This is a genomic window from Herbiconiux dendrobii, assembly GCF_052048175.1.
In the GTDB taxonomy this organism is placed as follows: Bacteria; Actinomycetota; Actinomycetes; order Actinomycetales; family Microbacteriaceae; genus Herbiconiux.
On sequence record NZ_JBLZQV010000009.1, the window covers coordinates 21832 to 42014 of the forward strand.

The following is a 20183-nucleotide window of genomic DNA, read 5'->3' on the forward strand; positions in this document are numbered from 1 at the left end:
TCCCGATGTCCGGCACCACGACCCGCCGGGAGGATCGCAGCGCGCGGTCCTCCCGGCGGGGGCCCGGCCCCTCCGGCTCCCCAGGCTCCCGCGGCCGCCGCTCGCCGCTGTCGCGCCTGCTCGGCGCGCAGCCCGTCGGCTGGCTGTTCGGCGCCCCCTACATCGTGTTCGCGATCATCGTGTTCGCGTACCCGCTGGCCTTCGCGGTCTACATGTCGTTCTTCGACTACTTCTTCTCGGCGCCGGGTGTCGAGGTCGACAAGCCCTTCGTGGGCTTCGACAACTACGTGGCGGTGGTGACCGACCCCGCCGTGCTGCAGTCGCTCGGCAACGTGCTGGTCTTCCTGGTGATCAACGTGCCGCTCACGGTGGTGCTGTCGATCGTGCTCGCCAGCGCCCTGAACAAGGTCGTGCACCTGCGCACCTTCCTGCGGGTGAGCTACTACGTGCCCTACGTCACGGCGAGCGTCGCGCTCGTGGGCGTGTGGCTGTTCCTGTTCGGCGGCGACGGCCTGGTGAACAACATCCTGGGGCCGCTGGCTCCCACCCCGTCGTGGCTGGTGAACCCGGCGCTCGCGATGCCCACCATCGCCCTGTTCGTCACCTGGAAGCAACTGGGCTTCTACATCCTGCTGTACCTGGCGGCCCTGCAGAACGTGCCGAAGGAGCTCTACGAGTCCGCGTCCACCGACGGCGCCGGCGTCATCCGGAGCTTCTTCTCGGTGACCGTGCCGGGTGTGCGCCAGGCGACGGTGCTCGTGCTGATGCTCTCCACCATCATCGGCGCCAACCTCTTCACCGAGCCCTACCTGCTCACGGGCGGGGGCGGGCCGAACGGGGCATCCGCGTCGCCCGTGCTCATCATGTACCAGCGCGGCATCCAGCAGGGGCACCCGGGGTTCGCCGCGGCGCTCGGCATCCTGCTCACCATCGCCGTGCTCATCGTCGCGCTGCTGCAACGGCGCTTCGCGGGAGGGAGAGAAGAATGACCGACACCGCACCCTCGAAGCGTGCCATCCGCCGCTCCGACCGCCCCGGATCGACCCGGCTGGGCCGCGGGCAGGCCGTGCTCAGGGGCATCGTGCTCGGTGCCGGGGCGCTGCTGTTCCTGTTCCCCTTCTACTACATGGTCATCGGATCGCTGCAGAACTCCCCCGACACCTCCGTGGCGGGCGCGTTCCCCGACCCGTCGAACCTCACCACCGGCAACTACGAGGCCATCAACAGCCGCATCGACCTGTTCCAAGGGCTGATCAACTCGGGCATCTTCACCGGCGGAGTGGTGCTGTGCACCGTGGTGTTCGGCGTGCTCGCCGGCTACGCCCTCGCCATCCTGAGCTGGCGCGGGCGGGGGGCGACCTTCGCCCTGGTGCTGCTGGTGCAGGTGGTGCCGTTCCAGCTGCTGATGATCCCGCTCTACGTGCTGATCGCGCGCAGCTACGGGCTCTCCGACAACTACCTCGGGATGATCCTGCCCTTCGCCATCAACTCGACGGCGGTGATCATCTTCCGCCAGTACTTCCTGCAGCTGCCGCGCGAGCTGTTCGAGGCGGCACGGATCGACGGGGCCGGCGAGTTCACGCTGCTCTGGCGGGTGGCGCTGCCGCTCGTGCGGCCGGCCGTCGTGACGGCGCTGCTGCTGACCTTCATCGGGCCCTGGAACGAGTTCCTCTGGCCCTTCCTCATCACGAAGGACGCCTCGATGCAGCCGCTGGCCGTGTCGCTGGCGAACTACGTCACCAACGTGGCCGCGTCCACCGCCAACCCCTACGGCTCCGTGCTCGCGGGTGCCGTGGTGCTGGCCGCGCCCGTCGTCATCCTCTTCATCGTCTTCCAGCGGTACTTCGTCTCCACCGACGTCGGATCCGCCGTCAAAGGATAAGGAACCATGCATCCGATCACCCCCGAGCGGCTCCGCGCCGCCTACGAGTCGGCGACGCAGTTCGACCACCCGCTGATCTCGTACATCACCACCGACCAGTTCTCGGCCTCGTATCCCGAGCGTCCGGACTGGGCCATCGGGCCCTTCCGCCGTGACGACGCGCTGACGTTCACCCAGCCGGCCACCTGGAACGACCCCACGGGCATCGGCTGGGAAGACGGCTTCATCTTCAACCCCTCGCTGCTGGTGGAGGACGACACGCTGCACCTGTTCTACCGGGCCTCGCCGCGCAAGGAGTCGATGTGCAGCCGCATCGGCCTCGCGCACTTCACGAAGGAGACCGGCTGGGTCGACGACCCGGCGAACCCGATCCTCTACCCCACCCTCGACAACGAGGTGCTGAGCGTGGAGGACCCGAAGATCTACAAGGCCGACGACGGCCGCTACGTGCTCTTCTACAACGGCATCTGGGACTTCGAGGGCACCGAGGAGGCCGAGCGGTACCCCTCGTTCGGGCATCCGCTCGAGAACATCGGCTGCGACATCATGGTGGCCGTCTCCGACGACCTCGTGCACTGGGAGAAGCGCGGCGTCGTGGTGCCGTACGAGATCTCCCGGCTCTGGGTGAAGGGCGCCGTCATCCCGCGCAACACCCGGGGCGAGGCGGTGCGGATCGGCGGTGAGTACCTGATGTACCTCTCCGAGGGCTGCAACGGCGTGCGCTACGTCGGGCATTCGGACGACCTCGTGACCTGGCGCTTCGAGCAGCAGGACTACCTCGACCTGAGCGAGTACGGCGGCACCCTCTTCGAGGTGGCCTGCGCCGTCACCGGGCACGACGACTCGGGCGACCTGGTGCTCGACTTCTTCTACCAGGACGCCGACGGCGAGCTCGCCGCGGGCCAGGCGCTCTACAGCGTCGACGCGCCGTTCGCCCAGCGCGAGCTGCACCGCGGCGGGTCGCTGGCGTGGGGCGGACTGGCCGGCTTCGACGGCGGGGTCTGCTTCGCCCAGGGGTGGGATGCCGCCGAGGGCAGCCGCGAACTGTACTTCTACCGCGCTGTGGCGGGCGACGATGAGTGAGAGGGGCGCCTCGCGGCGGCAGCGGCTCGCCCTCGACGGGGAGTGGACCCTGCGCGGCTGGCGGCAGAACGACTGGGAGCTCGCGCTCACACCCGAGCGTGCGAAGGTGCAGAATCCGGATGTCGGGCCCGTGGCCGCAGCGGTACCGGGGTCCGTTCGCGGCGCGCTGGTGGCCGCGGGTATCGCCGAGGACCCGGCTCGCGGCGAGCAGTCGCGCCTCAGCGAGTGGATCGAGAACCGGCACTGGTCGTTCAGCCGGCCGCTGCCGCCCGAGGCCGCCGCGTGGCTCGAGGCGCATCCTGAAGACCGGATCCTGCTGCGCGGCCCCGGCCTCGACTACGCCGGAACCGTGCTGGTCGACGAGACGGTCGTGGGCGGGTTCCGCGGATCGTTCACGCCGCACGAGTTCGACCTCACCGACGCGGTCCGCGCGGGCGGGCAGACCCTCACCGTCATGTTCACGACCGTGCCGGACGGCCTCGGCCAGAACGGCTGGACCTCCCGCATCCGCGACTGGAAGCCCCGCTTCTACTACGGCTGGGACTGGACGCCGCGCATCGTGCAGACGGCCATCACCGAGGCGCCCGTGCTCGAGTTCGGGCCGGCGGGCGCGTCGCTCGAGGGGCTCGTCGTGCGTTCTTCCTACGATGCGGCCACCCGCCGCGGGCTCGTGACGGTCGACATCTCCGGATGCCCGCTCGACGCTCCCGGGGCCCGGGACGCGAGCCTTGAGGTCGAGGTCGCCGGCATCCGTCGCTCGATCAGGATCGGGGAGGCCGATGCGGACGCGGATGTCGATGCTGACGATCCTGCCGATGCCGCCGGCACGGTCACGCTCGCCGTCGACGATCCCGCCCTCTGGCACGTGCGGCCGCGCGGCGAACAGGCGCTCTACCCGGTGACGGTCACCCTGCGCACGCCCGAGGGCGCCGAGCTGGATCGCGTGGAGCGGCGGCTCGGCTTCCGTGACCTGCGCTGGCTACCCACCGAGGGCGCTCCCGAGGGGGCGGATGCCTGGCGCTGCGTCGTGAACGGGGCCGAGGTGTTCCTCGCGGGGGTGAACTGGGTGCCGATCCGGCCCGACTACGCCGACCTCGACGATGAGGAGTACCGTACCCGTCTCACGAGCTACCGCGACCTCGGCTTCACGCTCGTGCGGGTGTGGGGCGGGGCCGCCGCCGAGCGGCCGGCGTTCTACGACCTGTGCGACGAGCTCGGGCTGCTGGTGTGGCAGGAACTGCCGCTCAGCTCCTCGGGGCTCGACAACGAGCCGCCCGCCGACGATGCCTATGCCGCCGAGCTCGCAAACATCGCGCGCTCCTATGCGCTCCGGCTCGGTCACCACCCCTCGCTCGTGCTGTGGGGTGGCGGCAACGAGCTCACGCGGGTGCCCGCCCCGGCCGTGCCCGGCCCGCCGCTGAGCCTGGCGCATCCGGCCCTCGCCGCCGCCGGACGGGCCCTGGCAGCCGCCGACCCGGGTCGCCGCTACGTGGCCACCTCGCCCACCGGCCCCCGCTTCGAAGCGGACGCCCGCGAATTCGGGCTGGGTCTGCACCACGACGTGCACGGCCCGTGGGAGTTCACCGGCACCGACGCCGAGTGGCAGGCCTATTGGGACGGCGACGATTCGGTGATGCGCTCCGAGGTGGGCGTGGCCGGCGCCAGCCCGCTCGACCTGCTCGCGCACTTCGGGCTGCTCGACGCCCCCGACCGTGCGGCCCTGCGGCAGCGCTGGACGCACTCCTCGGGCTGGTGGCTGACCCGCTTCGACGCCGCGGATGCCGCCCAGCCGATCGAGCAATGGGTCGCCGAGAGCGCCGCCCGCCAGGCCGACCTGCTCTCCCGTGCCGCGCGCGCCACCCTCGCCCGCTTCCCCCGCTGCGCCGGCTTCGTCGTCTGGCTCGGCCACGACTCCTTCCCCTGCGCCGTCAGCCTCGCCCTCCTCGACTGGTGGGGCCGCCCGAAGCCCGCGGCCCGGGCCCTGGGCGAGGTCTTCGCCGCCCACCCCGCCTGCACCTCCGACCGCGACTCCCCCGAAGCCCCCTGACCCCCTCCTCGCGACCCGGGAGAGCAGGGGGCGCGCGTCAGCGCGACAGCGCGATCTGCAGGAGGGCCTCGGTGAGCTCGAGGTGCCAGCGGGCCTGGCGCAGGGTGGGGCCCCAGGCGTAGATGCCGTGGTCGGCCACGATGAGCGCCGGCACCTCGGCGACCTCGGCGGTGGCCCGCTGGTACACGCGCTCGAAGTCGTCGCCGAGCACCCGCATGTCTTGGTGGTTCTGCACGACCGGGATGACGACCCGCTCGCCGTGGGCGCTGTGGCCGATGCCCTTCAGCATCTCGAGGTCGTGCAGCTCCACGCCCTCGGGCCAGGTGCGGCCGGCGCGCACCGCGGCCAGTGCGTGCACGTGGATGCCGGCTCCGGCGCCGGTCACCGCGGCGATGCGGGCGTGCAGTCCGGCCTCGGCGGAGGGCTTGCGCGCCAGACCGAGGGATTCCGTGAGTGCGCCGGACGCGTCATCCGCAGCCCACTCCCCCTCACCGTCGACGAGCACGATGTCGCTCGCGGTGAGCTCGCCCTTGTCGAGTCCGGATGCCGTGACGGCCAGGCGCAATGGATCGCGGTCCAGGGTGATCGACAGGTTGCCCGCGGTTCCGGGCATCCAGCCCTTCGCCGCGAAACGGGCGGACTCGGCGGCCAGCGCGGCACCCGCATCCGTCACCGTCTCGGCGGCCAGGCCCAGGGGCGAGAACACGTTCGGCGCCCAGGGGCCGGATCCGACGCTCATCAGGCCTCCGTGCCCGGTGCGCCGGGGGCACCGGCGGGGGCGACGACCTCCACGTCGTCGAAGGAGTTCACGACCGCGGCCTCCCCGAAGTCGGCCTCGAAGAAGGGCTCGCCCTCGCGGGAGAACGCGACGACCTGCCAGCCGGCCTCGATCGCCGCCGACACCTCGCCGGGGTTGTCGGTGAAGAACACGATCTCGGCCGCGGGTAAGCCGAGCGCCGCGGCGATCCGGTCGTACGAGGCGGACTCCTTCTTCGGGCCCGCTTTGATCGTGTCGAAGTAGTCGGTGATGAGCGAGGTGAGGTCGCCGTCGGGCGAGTGCCGGAACCACGGCACCTGCGAGGCCACCGAGCCCGACGAGAACACGGCGAGCCCCACGCCCTGGGCGTGCCAGGCGCGCAGCTTCGGGATGACGTCGTCGAAGAAGTGCGACGAGATCTCGTCGCGCGCGAAGCCCTCGGCCCAGATCTGGCCCTGCACGGTCTTGAGCGGTGTGGCCTTGACGTCGCGTTCCATCCACTCGTGCATCACGGCCACGACCTGCTCGGTCGAGGCATCCGTCGGCAGCGAGGCGTCGTGGACGACCTGCTGGCGGGCCTCGGCGATCACCGGGTCGCCGGCGTGCTCGTCGAGCCAGGAGGCCAGGCGCGGGCGGGCGTAGTCGTAGAGGTCGCCCAGGATGAAGCCGGCCGCGCTCGTGGTGCCCTCGAGGTCGACCACGAGGTAGCGCGCGTCGACGATCAGCGGATCGGGCGTGGGGGCGGGGGTGGGAACGGTGTCGGTCACGGATGGCTCCTAGCGGATCGGGATCGAGGTCAGAGGGCCGGGGCGACGGCCACGGCCGTACCGGTGAGGATGTGGTGGCGCGCGGTGTCGAACAGGCGGACGGATGCGGGGCCGAGCGCGCGGCCGGGCAGCGACTCGATGTCGGCTGCGTGCGAGAATCCGGCAGCACGGCGCATCTGCTCGACGCCGGCGAAGCGCCAGGCGTCGGCGACGATCTCGGGCAGACTCCCGTCGTCTCCCCAGGCGGCCGCGAAGGCGTCCAGGCTGGCCAGGATCGCACTCTCGCGGGCCCGGGCCAGCTCGTGGTCGCCCACCGCATCGGCGGCGATCGCCGCGAGCTCGAGGTTCGCCCAGAACAGCCCGAGGTCCATCCCGATCGGCCCCACGAAGCTGAACTCCGGATCGAAGACCTTCACGAGCTGCTGCCCGTCGCGCCGGCCCACCATCACCGAGCCGGTGTGCAGGTCGCCGTGGATCAGCCCCTCGGTGCGGGTGAGGAAGCTCTCGCGGATCGCGTCGACCGCCGCCTTCACCTCGGCGTCGGCGTACAGAGCCCGCACCCGCGATTCGAGGGCCGGATGCCAGTGGTTGTGCTCGTGCTCGCGGTAGGGCTCGTCGAGCACCACGTCGAGCGTCATCCGGCACAGCTCGGGGTTGGCGGCGAGCTCGACCAGTTCGGCGTGCGCCTCCGCCCCCAGCGTGCGCTGCGAGGTCGCCGATCCGAGTTCCCCGACGAAGCGCCCCACCACGGCGCCGAGCGTCTTGAAATCGATCTCCGCGGCATCCGCCGGCGTGGCGACCTGGCGCACGAGGGCGTCGCGCAGCACGTCGAGCCCGGAGAGGTCTTCCATCACCAGCACGTACCGCTCGGGGTCGAACAGCAGGATCTCGGGGATGGAATCCGGTACGCGCGCCGCCAGCTGCTCGTAGGTGCGCGCCTCCGAGGCGATCCGCCCGGGGTCGACGGGCCACTCCGGCCCCACCACCTGCACCCACGGGGGCGCCTGCTTCACCGCGAGACTGCCCAAGGGTCCGGATGCCACGAACACCCGGTTCATGTTGCCGGCGGTCACCTCGACCACCCGCACCTCTTCGGCGCGCTCGGCGAGCCCGGCGAGCAGTCCCTGCCCGGCGAGGTAGTCGACCACGTCGGCCGAGGTCACCAGCAGCTCGTACGACTCGGTCATCGGGCGGCCTCCGCTTCGAGCATTCGCGCTGCCGCATAGTCGTCGCCGACGCGCGCGGGGTCGAAGGCGCCGCGGTCGGTCACGATCTTCGTCACGAAGCGGGAGGGCGTGACGTCGAAGGCCGGGTACCAGGCGTCCGTCAGCAGCGACGAGGCGGTGCGCCGGCCGAGGGTGTGCAGCACCTCGCCCGGATCGCGCTCCTCCACCACGATGTCGGCCGCCGTCGGCGCCTCGGCATCCGGGGCCTGCACCAGGGCGTAGAACGGCACCTCGAAGGCCGAGGCCGCCACCGCGAGGCCGAGCGTGCCGACCTTGTTCACCACGCTGCCGTCGAGCGAGACCCGGTCGGCGGCGGTGACCAGCGCATCGATCGGGCCGATGCGCGAACCCGGGGCGAGGGCCGCGGCGCCCATGCCGTCGGTGATGAGCGTGACGTGCTCGCCGAGCTCGGCCAGGGTGTGCGCGGTGAGGCGCGCGCCCTGCAGGTAAGGGCGGGTCTCGGTGGCCACCCAGTCGAAGCGCTTGCCGGCCAGCCGGGCGGCGCGCACGAGCTCGATCAGGTAGGTGTCCATCCAGCAGTGGGTGAGGATGCGCGCGCCGTCGGGCAGCAGCGCGACGGTCTCGGCGCCGAGGCGGTGGCTGCGGGCACGGTAGGAGAGGGCGCCGGCGCGAGCCGCCTCGATCGCCAGCGCGACCAGCTCGGCCGTGTCGACCGCCGGGGCGATCGCGCCCAGCACGCCGTGCACGGCCTCGCGCGGGTGGTTGTTGGTGGGCCGGGCGGTCTCGAGGGCGTGGCCGGCGATCCGCATCCGGTCGTGGGCGGCGGCGAGATCGAGCCCCGCGACCTGCAGGGCGGTGATCTCCAGTCCCGCGTACGCCGCGAACAGCGGCCCCGAACTCTGCGTGACCATGGTGGCGATGGCGGCGGCCACCTCTTCGGCGTCGCTCGCCGTCACCCACTCGACGCGCTCGGGGAAGGCCCTCCGGTCGAGGATGCGCACGACCCCGTCTTCGACCCGCACGGAGTCGTCGAGTACGGGTGGTGTGCCCTTGCTGGTGGTCATGCTCATCCCGTCGATTTCCCCCCACGAGAATACCGGCTCCCGACCCGTATAGTGGCGGTGTCACGCACGAAGGGCCTCCTGTGAGCAACGCCGATCCGAATTCCCCCTCCGCCGTCGCCGCCGGCTGGTACCCCGACCCGAGCGGGGCCGCGGGCCTGCGCTGGTGGGACGGTGTGCGCTGGACCGAGCACACCCAGGCGCACGCGCCCGCCGCACCCGCCGCGCCGCAGTACGGCCAGCAGGCGCAGTACGGCCAGCAGGCGCAGCCCGGCCAGCAGGCGCAGCCCGGCCAGCGGGCGCAGCCCGGCCAGCAGGCGCAGCCCGGCCAGCGGGCGCAGCCCGGCCAGCAGGCGCAGCCCGGCCAGCGGGCGCAGCCCGGCCAGCAGGCGCAGCCCGGCCAGCGGGCGCAGCCCGGCCAGCAGGCGCAGCCCGGCTACACGCCCCCGGCCCCCTTCGCCCCGCAGGCCACCCACGCCGCGGCGCCGATCCCCGCCGACGCCCCGGTCTACGGCCCCTTCATCTGGGTGCTCACCCTCCTGCCCGCCATCTCCCTGCTCCTGCTGCCGTTCGCGCTCTCGGGCGTCGAGAGCGCGCTGCGCAGCGCGACCCTGGACGGCTACAGCGGGTACAGCGGCATGAGCGGCTACGGCACGTCCCTGCAGCTCCAGCTCACCGAGGCCGTCACGAACATCGTGAGCCTGCTGATCTACGCCGCCGGGGTGGTGCTGGCCTTCTTCGACCGCCGCTGGCTGATCCGCCGCGGCATCGTGCCCGCGTTCCACTGGGCCTTCGCGTTCATCCCGGCCCCGGTCTACCCCATCGGCCGCTCGCTGCAGGTGCGCCGGCGCAGCGGTCGCGGCATCGCCCCGATGTGGGTCGCGATCGGCCTGTTCGCCCTCTCGTTCATCATCGGCATCGCCGTGTTCGTCTGGGTGATGAACGTCACCTTCCAGATGATGGGCACGCTCGACCCCTCGCTCGGCTACACCGGCACCTGAGCCGGCGACCCCACCAAAGCGGTCTCCGACTCCACGATCCGGGGGAGCTCGGCGAGCGTGAGCAGCACGTGCGCGGCCCCGGCGGCGCGCAAAGCGTCGGCGTCCGCACCGCCGGACTCCTCGTCGGCGAGGCCGACGGGGATGTAGCCCGCCGCCGAGGCGCAGCGCAGGTCGTCGGCGGTGTCGGCCACGTAGAAGGCGAGAGCGCGGGTGGGGCGGTGCCGCATCAGGGCCGCGTACTTGTCGGTGACCGAGGCGTCGATCGCGTTCCACACCGTCGGCACCGAGAGCGCGCGCTGATCGAACCGCACCGCCGCAGCCGAGGCGGCCGACAGCACACCGAGCCAGGCACCGGCCGCCGAGAGGGTCGTCAGGCAGGTCATGGCGCCCTCGCGCAGGCGGGCGTGCGGATGCGCCATCCCCTCGGTCCACTCCTGCTCCGCCGCCGCGAGATCCTCCGTGGCCACGCCGAGCCGGGAGAACAGCTCCGACAGCGGCAGGCGGAACCGCAGCGAGAACTCGGCCTCGCCGAGCACGGGCAGCGAACGCTGCGCCAGCACGGCGTTGAGCGCGGCGCGGGCACGATCCGCGTCGGCCACCACGCTGCCGTTCCAGTCGAACAGCACCATCGTGCCGCGCAGCGCCCCGTCCGTCCGCACCTGGAACCCACCCTCGATCACCCTGAACCCGGCTCGATCCGATCCGCGCCCGGTTCCGTTCATCCTGAGGGCTGCGCAGGGCGCACACCGCGACCGCTCGCCGACGGGCACATGAACGGCGGGTGAAGAGCTGCCCCCGGACGGGCATCCGGATTCCGCGCCGACTGCTCAGCAGTGTTCTTCGACGTGTCCTTTCGCGCCCGCCGGCAGCAGGTCGCGGTCCCGCACGACGCTCGCCGGAGGCAGCTGCGGATCGGCGCACACCTCGGCGAGCGAGCCGCCGAGGTCGTCGGTGTACTCGATGTCGATCACCTGCGACCCGTACACCTCCGTGTAGCTCGCGCACTCGTCGAAGCGCCGGCACTCCTCCGCCACGGCGAAGTCGAAGCCGATCCCGGTGCGGCCGCGATCCTCGAGCTCCGCCGTGTTCTTCTGCCCCGCGGCGAGGCCCTCGGCGTGGGCGGACGCCACCAGCAGCGTGGCCATCGCGACCGCGTCGTCGAGCCCGAGGGCCTCGTCGGAGCGGGTGTACGAGTCGAGGTTGTCGAACTCCACCGCCTGGAAGCCGTCGGCGCGGCAACCGGCGATCGCGGGCTGCAGCTGCTCGGCGATGGCCTCGCGCTTGCCGGCCGTCGAGATGTCGAGCAGGCGCTCGTCGGGCCATCCGGGGTCGAACACCTCGGCTCCGGATGCGTCGTGCAGCACGAGCTCATCCGGCCAGTCGGCGCCGGGTTGGGTCTGGAACCCGTTCAGGTAGCAGATCGAGTAGAGGCCGCCGGCGGGCTCGTCGGTGCTGTCGCGCGCTACCACGGTGACACCCTCGGAGGGCGGGTAGCCGCCGCCGAGCTGGTAGTCGACCACCGCGTTCTCGGGAAGGAGCTGCACGGCGGTGCCGTTCGCTCCGTCCGAACCACCACCGTTCGGTGTGCGGGGGCCCTGATCCGGCGCGGCCGACTCGAACTCGCCCGTCCGGCCGCCCACACCGCCGTTCCCCGTGGCGCAGCCGGCCAGGCCGGTAACGCCCACCAGCACCACCGTCGCCGCGGCGGCCATGGCAGCGGCGCGCCTCTTGCCCGCGCCGGCCATCCGCCTCATCGCCCCTCCGCCGCGAAGCGATCGGTCGCGGTCACCAGTGCGTCGAGGATCCCGGGCTCGTCGAAGGCGTGCCCGGCATCCGGGATCACCTGAAGCGCCGCCTCGGGCCAGGCCTCGTGCAGATCGAAGGCGTTGTACACCGGGGTGCACAGGTCGTAGCGGCCGTGCACGATCACGCCCGGGATGTCGCGCAGCCGGTGCGCGTCGCGCAGCAGCTGCTCGGGCTCGAGCCAGCCCCGGTTCACGAAGTAGTGGTTCTCGATGCGGGCGAAGGCGAGGGCGTACTCGGGCCGGCCGAAGCTGGCGACGAGGTCTTCGCGCGGCAGCAGGGTGAGCGCCGAGGCCTCCCAGGTCGACCACGCCACGCCCGCCGGGAGGTGCACGGCGGGATCGGGATCGTGCAGCAGCCGGTGGTAGGCCTGGATGAACGAGCCGCGCTCGGCCTCGGGCACCGGCGCGACGAAGCCCGTCCAGCGGTCGGGCAGGATGGCGGCCGCGCCGCCCTCGTAGAACCAGTCGAGCTCGCTCTTCCGCAGCATGAAGACACCGCGCACGATCAGCTCGGTCACCCGCTCGGGATGCGTCTCGGCGTAGGCGAGCGCGAGCGTGCTGCCCCAGGATCCGCCGAGCACCTGCCAGCGGTCGATGCCGAGCGCCTCACGCAGCCGCTCGATGTCGGCCACGAGGTGCCAGGTGGTGTTCGCGGAGAGGTCGACGCCGGGGGTGCTGGCGTGCGGCAGGCTCTTGCCGCAGCCGCGCTGGTCGAACAGCACGATGCGGTACACGGCCGGGTCGAACAGCCGCCGGTGCTGCGGGCTGGTGCCGCCGCCCGGCCCGCCGTGCAGGAACACGACCGGCTTGCCCGCCGGGTTGCCGCTCTGCTCCCAGTAGAGCGACTGCCCGTCGCCCACGTCGAGCATCCCGCTCTCGAAGGGTTCGATCTCGGGGTAGAAAGTGCGCATGCTCCGAGCCTAGGCGTCCGCCTCACACGAGACCCGCCGAGTAGGCGAAGATCACCGCCTGCACGCGGTCGCGCAGCTCGAGCTTCATCAGCACGCGGCCCACGTGCGTCTTCACCGTGGACTCGGAGAGGAACAGCCGGCCCGCGATCTCGGTGTTCGTCAGCCCCTCCGCCATCGCCACGAGCACCTCGTGCTCGCGCTCGGTGAGCGTGGAGAGCCTGCTCGACTCGGCCGAGGGAACGGATGCGGCCGGAGCGCCCGGGCCGCCGTCCCCGGCGACGCCCTCTCCCGCCGCCGCACCGGCCGGCAGCTGCGGCCCGAACAGCTCGAGCAGTTTGCGCGTCACGCGCGGCGACACCGCGGCGTCGCCCGAGGCCACGGCCCGCACGGCCGCCACGAGCTCGGCCGGTTGCGCGTCCTTCAGCAGGAACCCGCTCGCGCCGGCGTTCAGCCCGGCGAAGGCGTACTCGTCCAGATCGAAGGTCGTCAGGATCAGGATGCGGCTGGCCGGGTTCGCCGCCACGATCGCGCGGGTCGCCTCGATCCCGTCGAGCCCCGGCATCCGCACGTCCATCAGCACCACGTCGGGCTGCAGTCGTTCGACGGCGGCGATGGCCTCGTACCCGTCACCGGCCTCACCCACGACCACGAGGCCCTCGTGCGACTCGAGCACGAGCCGCATCCCCATCCTGATCAGCTGCTGATCGTCCACCAGCAGCAACCGGATGCCCCCGCTGCCGACTGTCGCGTCACTCATCCCTCACGTCCTCCTTCATCCGCCGCAGGTCCTCCCGGCTCGCGGGCGATCGCCGACGGCCCCAGCGTCGCCGCGACCCGCCAGCCCCGCGCGCCGACCGGGCCTGCGGCCACGGTGCCGCCGTATGCAGCGACCCGCTCGCGCATGCCGATCAGTCCTTGACCCGAGCCGGTCGAGGCGGCTCCCCGCCCCGGGTCGAGCCCGTCATCCGTCACCGTGATCTCGATCCCCGTCGCCGCGTAGACCACCACAGCATCCACCGCCGTGGCCTGCACGGCGTAGCGCAGGGCGTTGGTGAACGCCTCCTGCAGCACCCGGTAGACGGTGAGCTGCACGAGCGGATCGGCCGGAGGCGTTCCCGCTGCCGTGTACCGCACGGTGAGGCCCGCCGCCCGGTACGAGGCGATCAGCTCGGGCAGCTCGGCGAGTCCCGGCTGCGGGGCGAGCGGGGCGGCGGGGTCGAGCAGGCCGAGCGAGCGGCGCATGTCGGTGAGCGCGCGCCGGGCCGTCGCGCCGGTCTGCCGCATGGCCTCCGCGGCGGCGGCGGGCGAGCGCTCCACGCTGGCGGCCGCGCCATCCGAGAGCGACACGATCACGGTCAGACTGTGGGCGACGATGTCGTGCATCTCGCGGGTGATGCGGGCACGCTCGTCGGCGGTGGCGAGCTTCGCCCGCTGGTCGCGCTCGCGCGCCAGCTGTTCGGCGCGATCCAGCAGGGCCTGGATGTAGCGGCGCCGGTTGCCGAAGGTGATCCCCACCAGCGTGGCGATCAGCATCAGCAGCACGAACAGCACCGTGAACGCGATGTTGGAGACCACGGCCGCGGGGTCGTAGAGGAAGGTCGCGACACCGCCGGTGGCAGAGGCGATCCCGGTCCAGAGCCAGGCCGAGCGCGAGGAGCGGTACACGGCGAGCGCGTAGAGCGCGAACATCATCGGGATGGCGTCGAGCTGCTGGGTGGGGGTGGTGGGCAGCAGCAGGGCGGCGGTGCAGATCGCCGCGGTGATCACCGGCACGTGCCGCCGGAACAGCAGCGCCACCACCACCGCGGCGGTGACGTACAGCAGGAGCACCGCGAAGACCGGGGTGTTCCGGATGGTGTCCTCGCCGAACGGCGAGAACCCGAAGAAGGCGGTGACGAAGCTGAGCAGGGCGAACGCGAGCGTCGGCAGGCCGTAGCCGCCCGCGATGAACCCGTCCAGCAACCAGGGATGCCGCGAGAGCCAGGCCCGGATGAACCCCGGCGGCTTGGGCAGCCGGAGGTCCTCGGCGCCGGCGGGCTGAGCCGTCGGCGCCGAGGACGCGAGGGTGGTTCCTGGGCCCTGGGCGGGTCCGGGTGTCGAGGTCAGGCGTCCCTCCGTCTCAGCAGCACCGCCGCCGGGATGGCGACCACGGCGATCCACCCGAGCATAACGAGCACCGCCTGCCACGGCTCGAACACGCCGCCGCCGAAGAACAGCGTCTGGCCGGCGCTGCCGGGCAGCCACTGCGAGAGCACGGTCACCCAGTCGGCCGCGATGAACGAGAGCACCGTCGGCACCACCAGCAGCAGGCCCAGCACCGCGGCGATGCCGCCCGGGGTGTTGCGCAGCAGCGCCCCCACGAAGAAGGCGAACAGCCCGATCAGCGCCAGGTAGCCGGCGGCGCCCACGAGGTGCGCCCAGACGTCCGGATCGGCCAGCGAGGAGGTCACGCCGGCGCCGCTCAGGATGGGCGAGGTCACGAAGTAGGCGGCGAGGATGCCCACCAGCGAGATCACGAAGCTCGTCACCGAGAACACGATCGCCTTGGCCCAGAGCACCGGCAGCCGCTTCGGCACGGCGGTGAGGCTGGAGCGGATCTGCCCGGTGCTGTACTCGCCGCTGATCACCAGCACGCCGAGCACCGAGATCACGAGCTGGTTGAGCATGACGCCGATCGAGGCGGCGAACACCGCGGTGGAGGCGTCGGTCTCGGGAGAACCGGTATTGATGTTCAGCGCCAGGACGACTCCCATGCCGATCTGCAACAGGATGAGCACGGCGTAGGCCCAGACGGTGGAGCGCAGCGTGGTGAGCTTGATCCATTCGCTGGCGAGCACGCCGGTGAAACGCAGGCGCGCCTCCGGCAGCGGCTGGTGCGAGGCCCGGGCGTGCGCCGGGGCGGTGACGGCGGCGGTCATCGGGCCACCTCCTGGTTCGTGGTCGTGGTGGACGGGTCGGTGGCGGACGGGTTCGATGCGCCGGCCGGTACGGCCGTGCGGTACTCGACCTCGTCGCGGGTGAGGTTCATGTAGGCGTCTTCGAGCGATCCGCTCACGACGCTCAGTTCGTACAGCGGCACGCCCGCGGCGAGCGCCGCGTCGCCGATCACCTCGGGGGCGAGGCCGCGCACCTCGACGGTGTCGGCGGCCACGTCGGTCACCACCACGTCGGGCTGGCCGAGCCGGCGGGCGAGCTCGCCGATCCGGGGACTGCGCACCCGGATGTAGGTCTGGGTCGAGCCGACGATGTCGCTCACCGGAGCATCCGCGATCACCCGCCCCTTGCCGATCACGATGATGTGGTCGGCGGTCAGCGCCATCTCGCTCATCAGGTGGCTGGAGAGCAGCACGGTGCGGCCCTCGGCGGCGAGCGACCGAACGAAGCCGCGCACCCAGAGCACGCCCTCGGGGTCGAGCCCGTTCACCGGCTCGTCGAGGATGAGGGTGGCCGGGTCGCCGAGCAGGGCGGCGGCGATACCGAGCCGCTGCCCCATGCCGAGCGAGAAGCCGCCCACGCGCTTGCCGGCGACGGCGTGCAGCCCGGTGAGGTCGATCACCTCGTCGACGCGACGGCGCGGGATGCCGTGGGTCGCGGCGATCGCGCGCAGGTGGTTCCGCGCGCTGCGGCCGGTGTGCACCGCCTTCGCCTCGAGCAGGGCGCCGACCTCGTGCAGCGGCGAGCGGTGCTCGGCGTAGGGCATCCCGTTCACGGTGACGCGGCCCGACGTGGGGCGGTCCAGCCCCATGATCATCCGCATCGTCGTGCTCTTGCCGGCGCCGTTCGGGCCGAGGAATCCGGTCACCTGGCCCGGACGCACGGTGAAGCTCACCCCGTCGACGGCCTTCTTGTCGCCGTAGCGCTTGGTCAGTGCGGTCGCTTCGATCATTCTCAGCAGCTCCTCGTGTGTCGTGGTGGGCGCCCCTCGCGCCACCTCTTTCACGCTACGGATGCCACGGCCGGAGCTCATCCGCCCGGGGGCTGATCTCCGCCGCACCGGTGTAGTCCCCTGGTACCACCTCGGCCGGGAACATTCGGTGTCGCCGGGCGTTGCATCCGACGTGGACGACGGGATGCACGACGACGGGATGCACGACGAGCGGATGCGCGCGGCGACCGTCGTGGTGATCGGCGCCGGCCAGGCCGGGTTGTCGGCCGCGTTCCACCTGCAGCGGCACGGATTCGCCAGTGCGATCGCGACTCCGGATGCTCCGCGCACGTTCGTCGTGCTCGATGCGGCCGAGGCACCCGGCGGGGCCTGGCAGCACCGTTGGGAGTCGCTGCACATGGCGACAGTCAACGGCATCTTCGACCTGCCCGGCTTCCCGAAACCGCCGCTAGACGCCGACGAGCCCAGCCGCGCCGCGGTCCCGCGGTACTTCGCGGCCTACGAGGAGCGCTTCGGCTTCCCGATCCTGCGCCCCGTGCGGGTGCTCGCGGTGGAGCGGGCCGACGACGCTCCGGAGGGCGAGCTGCTCGTGCGCACGGCTTCCCGCCGCGACGCCGTCCCCGAGTCGGATGCGGCATCCGGCCCCGAGTCGCGCACCGTGTCCGGAACCGACGCGGGCGCCGCATCCGGAACCACGACCTGGCGCACCCGCTTCGTGATCAACGCCACCGGCACCTGGGACAACCCCGTGCTGCCCGACGTGCCCGGCCGCGACCGGTTCCTCGGCCGCCAGCTGCACACCCGCGACTATGTGAGCCTCGACGAGTTCGCGGGGCACCGGGTCGCGGTGGTGGGCGGCGGCATCTCGGCGCTGCAGCAGCTCGAGGAGATCTCCCGGGTCGCCTCCACCGCCTGGTACACCCGCCGCGAGCCGGTTTTCTCGCACGGCGAGTTCGACCAGGAGACCGGCCGGGCGACCATCGAGAAGGTGACCGCCGACGTCGAGGCCGGCCGCCCCACCGGCAGCGTGGTCTCCTACACGGGACTCGGCTGGACGCCGTACGCCCTCGCCGCCCGCGACCGCGGCGTGCTGGAGCGGCGGCCGATGTTCGCGGCGATCGAGCCGCACGGGGTGCGTGAGGCCGACGGCAGCTTCACCTCGGTCGACGTCATCCTGTGGGCCACCGGCTTCCGCGCCTCTCTGGCGCACCTCGACCTGCTGCACCTGCGCAACGAGCTCGGCGGCATCACGCTGCGCGGCACACAGGCCCGGGCCGAGCCGCGCGTGCACCTCATCGGCTTCGGCCCCTCGCAGTCCACGGTCGGCGCCAACCGCGCCGGCCGCACGGCGGTCGCCGCGATCCTCCGCGCCCTGGGCCCCGCCCCCACCTCCACCCCCGTCGACCCGTCACTTCGTCCCGCTATGGGGCCCGCATAACGGGACGAACTGACGGGTCGGCGGATGCGCGCAGCGTGCGTCAGCGGGACGTGGCGGGCTTGGGCTTCTTCTCGGGAACCGGAGCCGTGCCGGAAGCGCGCTGAGCGCGGTAGTAGTCGCGGGCCTCGGTCTGGCGGGCCTTCTCGGCACCGGTGGCGATGGACGCCCGCAGGTGCTCGGGGCCGTAGCCGAAGGCCGCCACCAGGTCGTGCGCGTGCGGGCGCAGCCGGGTGGAGAGCCGCTCGGTGTAGCGGCCGACCGCCTGGGCGCGCTTGGGCGACAAGCGCCCGTTCATCAGGTACCAGGCCAGGTGCTTCTCCACCAGGCCCAGCCCGAACAGGTCGCGGAGCCAGGTGAGCACCACGCGGGTGCCGTCGTCCATGCCGGAGGCCGAACCGGTCGCCCCGTCGACGGCCTCGGTGAAGGCCTCCCACTGCAGCAGCTCGGCGTGCGCGCGGGCCGCTTCGATGATCTGCGACTGGTGAGCGTTGAACAGGTCGGCGGCGGCCTTCTTCGAGAGCTTCGAGGCCGGGCGCAGCGCACCGGCGACCTCGGCCACCATCGTCTCCACCCGATCGGTGAGCAGCTGGCGCTGAGCGGATGCCTCGCGCAACTGCCCCACGGAGCGCGCGGTCGAGCCGAAGTCGGCCACGGTCTGCGCGAGCGAGCGCAGGCCCGATCCGTTCACCGTCTTGTCGGCGGCCTGCTCCACCACATAGCGGGCGAGCACGCCGAAGTCGGCCTTGGCGAAGCGCCGGCTGTAGTCGGAGAGCAGGCGCTTGGCCACGAGCTGCAGCAGCACGTGGTTGTCGCCCTCGAAGGTGGCGTAGACGTCGAGGTCGGCGCGCAGGTCCACCAGGCGGTTCTCGGCCAGGAAGCCGGCGCCGCCGCAGGCCTCGCGGGCCTCCTGCAGCGTCCCGAGCGCGTGCCAGGTGCTGAGCGGCTTGAGCGCCGCCGCGAGGGTCTCGAGGTCTTGGCGGTCTTCGTCGGTGTCGGCCGCGCCCGAGAACACCTGGTCGAACTTGGTGAGCAGCTGTTCGTGCGCGAAGCTCGCCGCGTACGTCGTCGCGAGCTTGGGGATGAGCCGCTTCTGGTGCAGCTGGTAGTCGAGCAGCACCTCTTCGTCGGTGTCACTGCCGGCCGTGAACTGGCGGCGCTCGTTGCCGTAGGTGATCGCGATGGTGAGCGCGATCTTCGCCGCGGCGACCGAGGCGCCGTCGAGCGACACGCGGCCCTGCACGAGGGTGCCGAGCATGGTGAAGAAGCGGCGGCCGGGGCTCTGGATGGGGCTCGAGTAGGTGCCGTCTTCGGCCACGTCGCCGTAGCGGTTCAGCAGGTTGGCGCGCGGGATGCGCACCTGGTCGAAGTGCAGCCGGCCGTTGTCGATGCCGTTGAGCCCGCCCTTCAGCCCGTCGTCCTCCCCGCCGATGCCGGGCAGGAACTCCTTCGTGGCGGGGTCGCGCAGCGGCACGTAGAACGCGTGCACGCCGTGGTCGACGCCCTTCGTGATCAGCTGCGCGAACAGCACGGCGGCGGTGCCGTGCACGGCCGCGTTGCCGAGGTAGTCCTTCCAGGCCCCGCGGAACGGGGTGTGGATGACGAACTCCTGGGTGGCCTCGTCGTAGGTGGCCGTGGTGCCGATGGCCGCGACATCCGAGCCGTGCCCCGTCTCGGTCATGGCGAAGGCACCGGGCACCTCGAGGCTCATGATGCCGGGCAGGAAGGTCTCGTGGTGATAGGCGGTGCCGAGGTGCAGCACGGCGGCGCCGAACAGCCCCCACTGCACGCCCGACTTGATCTGCAGGCTCGGATCGGCCGTCACCAGCTCCTCGAAACCGGCGATGTTGCCGCCGTGGTCGTCTTCACCGCCGACCGACTTGGGGAACGCACGGTGCACCTGGCCGTGCTCCACCAGCAGCTTCAGCTGCTCGAATACGCGAGCGCGGTGCTCGTCCACGCCCAGGCCCTCGATGCGCTGCAGCTCGGGCCGCGCGGTGAGCTCGCGGGCGTCCAGGCGCACCGCCGCCCAGGTGCCGAGCAGGTAGCGGCCGAGCCACTCCACGTCGGTGCGGGCCACCACCACGTCGCTGCGGGTGCCGCCGCGCACCGGGGCGTCGAGCGCGCTGTCGATCGCGTCGGGCTCGGCGGCCTGCGTCTCGAGCTCGTCGCTCTCGCCCTGCGGGCGGGTGTCGGGGGCGCGGCCTTCGTCGCGGGGAGTCGTGTCGACCGTGTGCGTCATCTGCAGTCCTCATCGTCGTGCCGTCGTGGTGGCTCCGTCGTGGTGCCGTGGTGGCCCCGTCGTGGTGCCGTGGTGGCTCCGTGGTGGTGCCGTGGTGGCTCCGTGGTGGTGCCGTCCTG

At 72.1% G+C, this 20183-nt stretch carries 18 protein-coding genes; 6 read left to right on the forward strand and 12 right to left on the reverse strand.

From position 1 onward, the window contains the following. Window positions 1-5: 5 nt before the first annotated feature. From ACN4JJ_RS19425 to ACN4JJ_RS19440, 4 genes are read left to right on the forward strand one after another with little or no spacing between them, the layout of a single operon-like run. Window positions 6-989, forward strand: coding sequence for a carbohydrate ABC transporter permease (locus ACN4JJ_RS19425; protein WP_440711552.1), 984 nt, complete (start codon window positions 6-8; stop codon window positions 987-989). Continuing rightward, window positions 986-1882 carry a carbohydrate ABC transporter permease gene (locus ACN4JJ_RS19430; RefSeq protein WP_440711553.1) on the forward strand — a complete coding sequence of 299 codons (897 nt, stop codon included), beginning with the start codon at window positions 986-988 and terminating at the stop codon, window positions 1880-1882. Before ACN4JJ_RS19425 ends, ACN4JJ_RS19430 begins: the two co-directional genes overlap by 4 nt. Before the next feature lie 6 nt (window positions 1883-1888). Then, window positions 1889-2965 (forward strand): glycoside hydrolase family 130 protein, encoded by a 1077-nt coding sequence (locus ACN4JJ_RS19435; protein WP_440711554.1) that lies wholly within the window; start codon window positions 1889-1891, stop codon window positions 2963-2965. Continuing rightward, entirely contained in the window at window positions 2958-5012 is a 2055-nt protein-coding gene (locus tag ACN4JJ_RS19440) for a glycosyl hydrolase 2 galactose-binding domain-containing protein (protein ID WP_440711555.1), read from the forward strand. Before ACN4JJ_RS19435 ends, ACN4JJ_RS19440 begins: the two co-directional genes overlap by 8 nt. A gap of 37 nt (window positions 5013-5049) precedes the next feature. On the opposite strand, the gene mtnB is transcribed toward ACN4JJ_RS19440, so the two are convergent. The 4 genes from mtnB to ACN4JJ_RS19460 are packed head-to-tail and all read right to left on the reverse strand — an operon-like array spanning window position 5050 to window position 8787. Further along, on the reverse strand, window positions 5050-5751 hold the full coding sequence (mtnB, locus tag ACN4JJ_RS19445) for a methylthioribulose 1-phosphate dehydratase (protein WP_440711556.1): 702 nt from the start codon (window positions 5749-5751) through the stop codon (window positions 5050-5052). After that, window positions 5751-6536 carry an acireductone synthase gene (gene mtnC, locus ACN4JJ_RS19450; protein ID WP_440711557.1) on the reverse strand — a complete coding sequence of 262 codons (786 nt, stop codon included), beginning with the start codon at window positions 6534-6536 and terminating at the stop codon, window positions 5751-5753. The genes mtnB and mtnC overlap by 1 nt, the downstream gene beginning before the upstream one ends. Before the next feature lie 29 nt (window positions 6537-6565). Continuing rightward, complete coding sequence (locus tag ACN4JJ_RS19455) at window positions 6566-7723, reverse strand: phosphotransferase (RefSeq protein ID WP_440711558.1); 1158 nt, start codon at window positions 7721-7723, stop codon at window positions 6566-6568. Then, a complete protein-coding gene (locus ACN4JJ_RS19460) occupies window positions 7720-8787 on the reverse strand; it encodes a translation initiation factor eIF-2B alpha/beta/delta subunit family protein (RefSeq protein ID WP_440711559.1) in 1068 nt (355 codons plus the stop codon). Before ACN4JJ_RS19460 ends, ACN4JJ_RS19455 begins: the two co-directional genes overlap by 4 nt. An 80-nt stretch (window positions 8788-8867) precedes the next feature. Between ACN4JJ_RS19460 and ACN4JJ_RS19465 the strand changes: the two genes are divergently transcribed. Continuing rightward, window positions 8868-9785, forward strand: a complete 918-nt coding sequence (locus ACN4JJ_RS19465; protein ID WP_440711560.1) for a DUF2510 domain-containing protein — start codon at window positions 8868-8870, stop codon at window positions 9783-9785. On the opposite strand, the gene ACN4JJ_RS19470 is transcribed toward ACN4JJ_RS19465, so the two are convergent. From ACN4JJ_RS19470 to ACN4JJ_RS19500, 7 genes are all read right to left on the reverse strand, one after another. Then, window positions 9770-10444, reverse strand: coding sequence for an HAD family hydrolase (locus ACN4JJ_RS19470; protein ID WP_440711561.1), 675 nt, complete (start codon window positions 10442-10444; stop codon window positions 9770-9772). The two genes, ACN4JJ_RS19465 and ACN4JJ_RS19470, sit on opposite strands and share 16 nt — an antisense overlap. A 168-nt stretch (window positions 10445-10612) precedes the next feature. Further along, window positions 10613-11539: an endo alpha-1,4 polygalactosaminidase gene (locus ACN4JJ_RS19475; RefSeq protein ID WP_440711562.1), complete on the reverse strand. Its 927-nt coding sequence runs from the start codon at window positions 11537-11539 to the stop codon at window positions 10613-10615. Next, window positions 11536-12501 carry a prolyl aminopeptidase gene (gene pip / locus ACN4JJ_RS19480; RefSeq protein WP_440711563.1) on the reverse strand — a complete coding sequence of 322 codons (966 nt, stop codon included), beginning with the start codon at window positions 12499-12501 and terminating at the stop codon, window positions 11536-11538. Before pip ends, ACN4JJ_RS19475 begins: the two co-directional genes overlap by 4 nt. Before the next feature lie 22 nt (window positions 12502-12523). Continuing rightward, on the reverse strand, window positions 12524-13258 hold the full coding sequence (locus tag ACN4JJ_RS19485; RefSeq protein ID WP_440711564.1) for a response regulator: 735 nt from the start codon (window positions 13256-13258) through the stop codon (window positions 12524-12526). Further along, window positions 13255-14661 carry a sensor histidine kinase gene (locus ACN4JJ_RS19490; protein ID WP_440711565.1) on the reverse strand — a complete coding sequence of 469 codons (1407 nt, stop codon included), beginning with the start codon at window positions 14659-14661 and terminating at the stop codon, window positions 13255-13257. The genes ACN4JJ_RS19485 and ACN4JJ_RS19490 overlap by 4 nt, the downstream gene beginning before the upstream one ends. After that, the gene (locus ACN4JJ_RS19495; protein WP_440711566.1) at window positions 14604-15419 is read right to left on the reverse strand and encodes an ABC transporter permease; all 816 of its coding nucleotides are present in this window, start codon (window positions 15417-15419) and stop codon (window positions 14604-14606) included. Before ACN4JJ_RS19495 ends, ACN4JJ_RS19490 begins: the two co-directional genes overlap by 58 nt. Continuing rightward, entirely contained in the window at window positions 15416-16387 is a 972-nt protein-coding gene (locus ACN4JJ_RS19500; protein ID WP_440711567.1) for an ABC transporter ATP-binding protein, read from the reverse strand. The genes ACN4JJ_RS19495 and ACN4JJ_RS19500 overlap by 4 nt, the downstream gene beginning before the upstream one ends. Before the next feature lie 199 nt (window positions 16388-16586). On the opposite strand from ACN4JJ_RS19500, the gene ACN4JJ_RS19505 reads away from it, so the two are divergent. Next, window positions 16587-17825 carry an NAD(P)-binding domain-containing protein gene (locus ACN4JJ_RS19505; protein ID WP_440711631.1) on the forward strand — a complete coding sequence of 413 codons (1239 nt, stop codon included), beginning with the start codon at window positions 16587-16589 and terminating at the stop codon, window positions 17823-17825. Between the two features lie 40 nt (window positions 17826-17865). Here ACN4JJ_RS19505 and ACN4JJ_RS19510 read toward each other — a convergent pair whose 3' ends face one another. Then, entirely contained in the window at window positions 17866-20064 is a 2199-nt protein-coding gene (locus ACN4JJ_RS19510; protein WP_440711568.1) for an acyl-CoA dehydrogenase family protein, read from the reverse strand. Window positions 20065-20183: the final 119 nt, after the last annotated feature.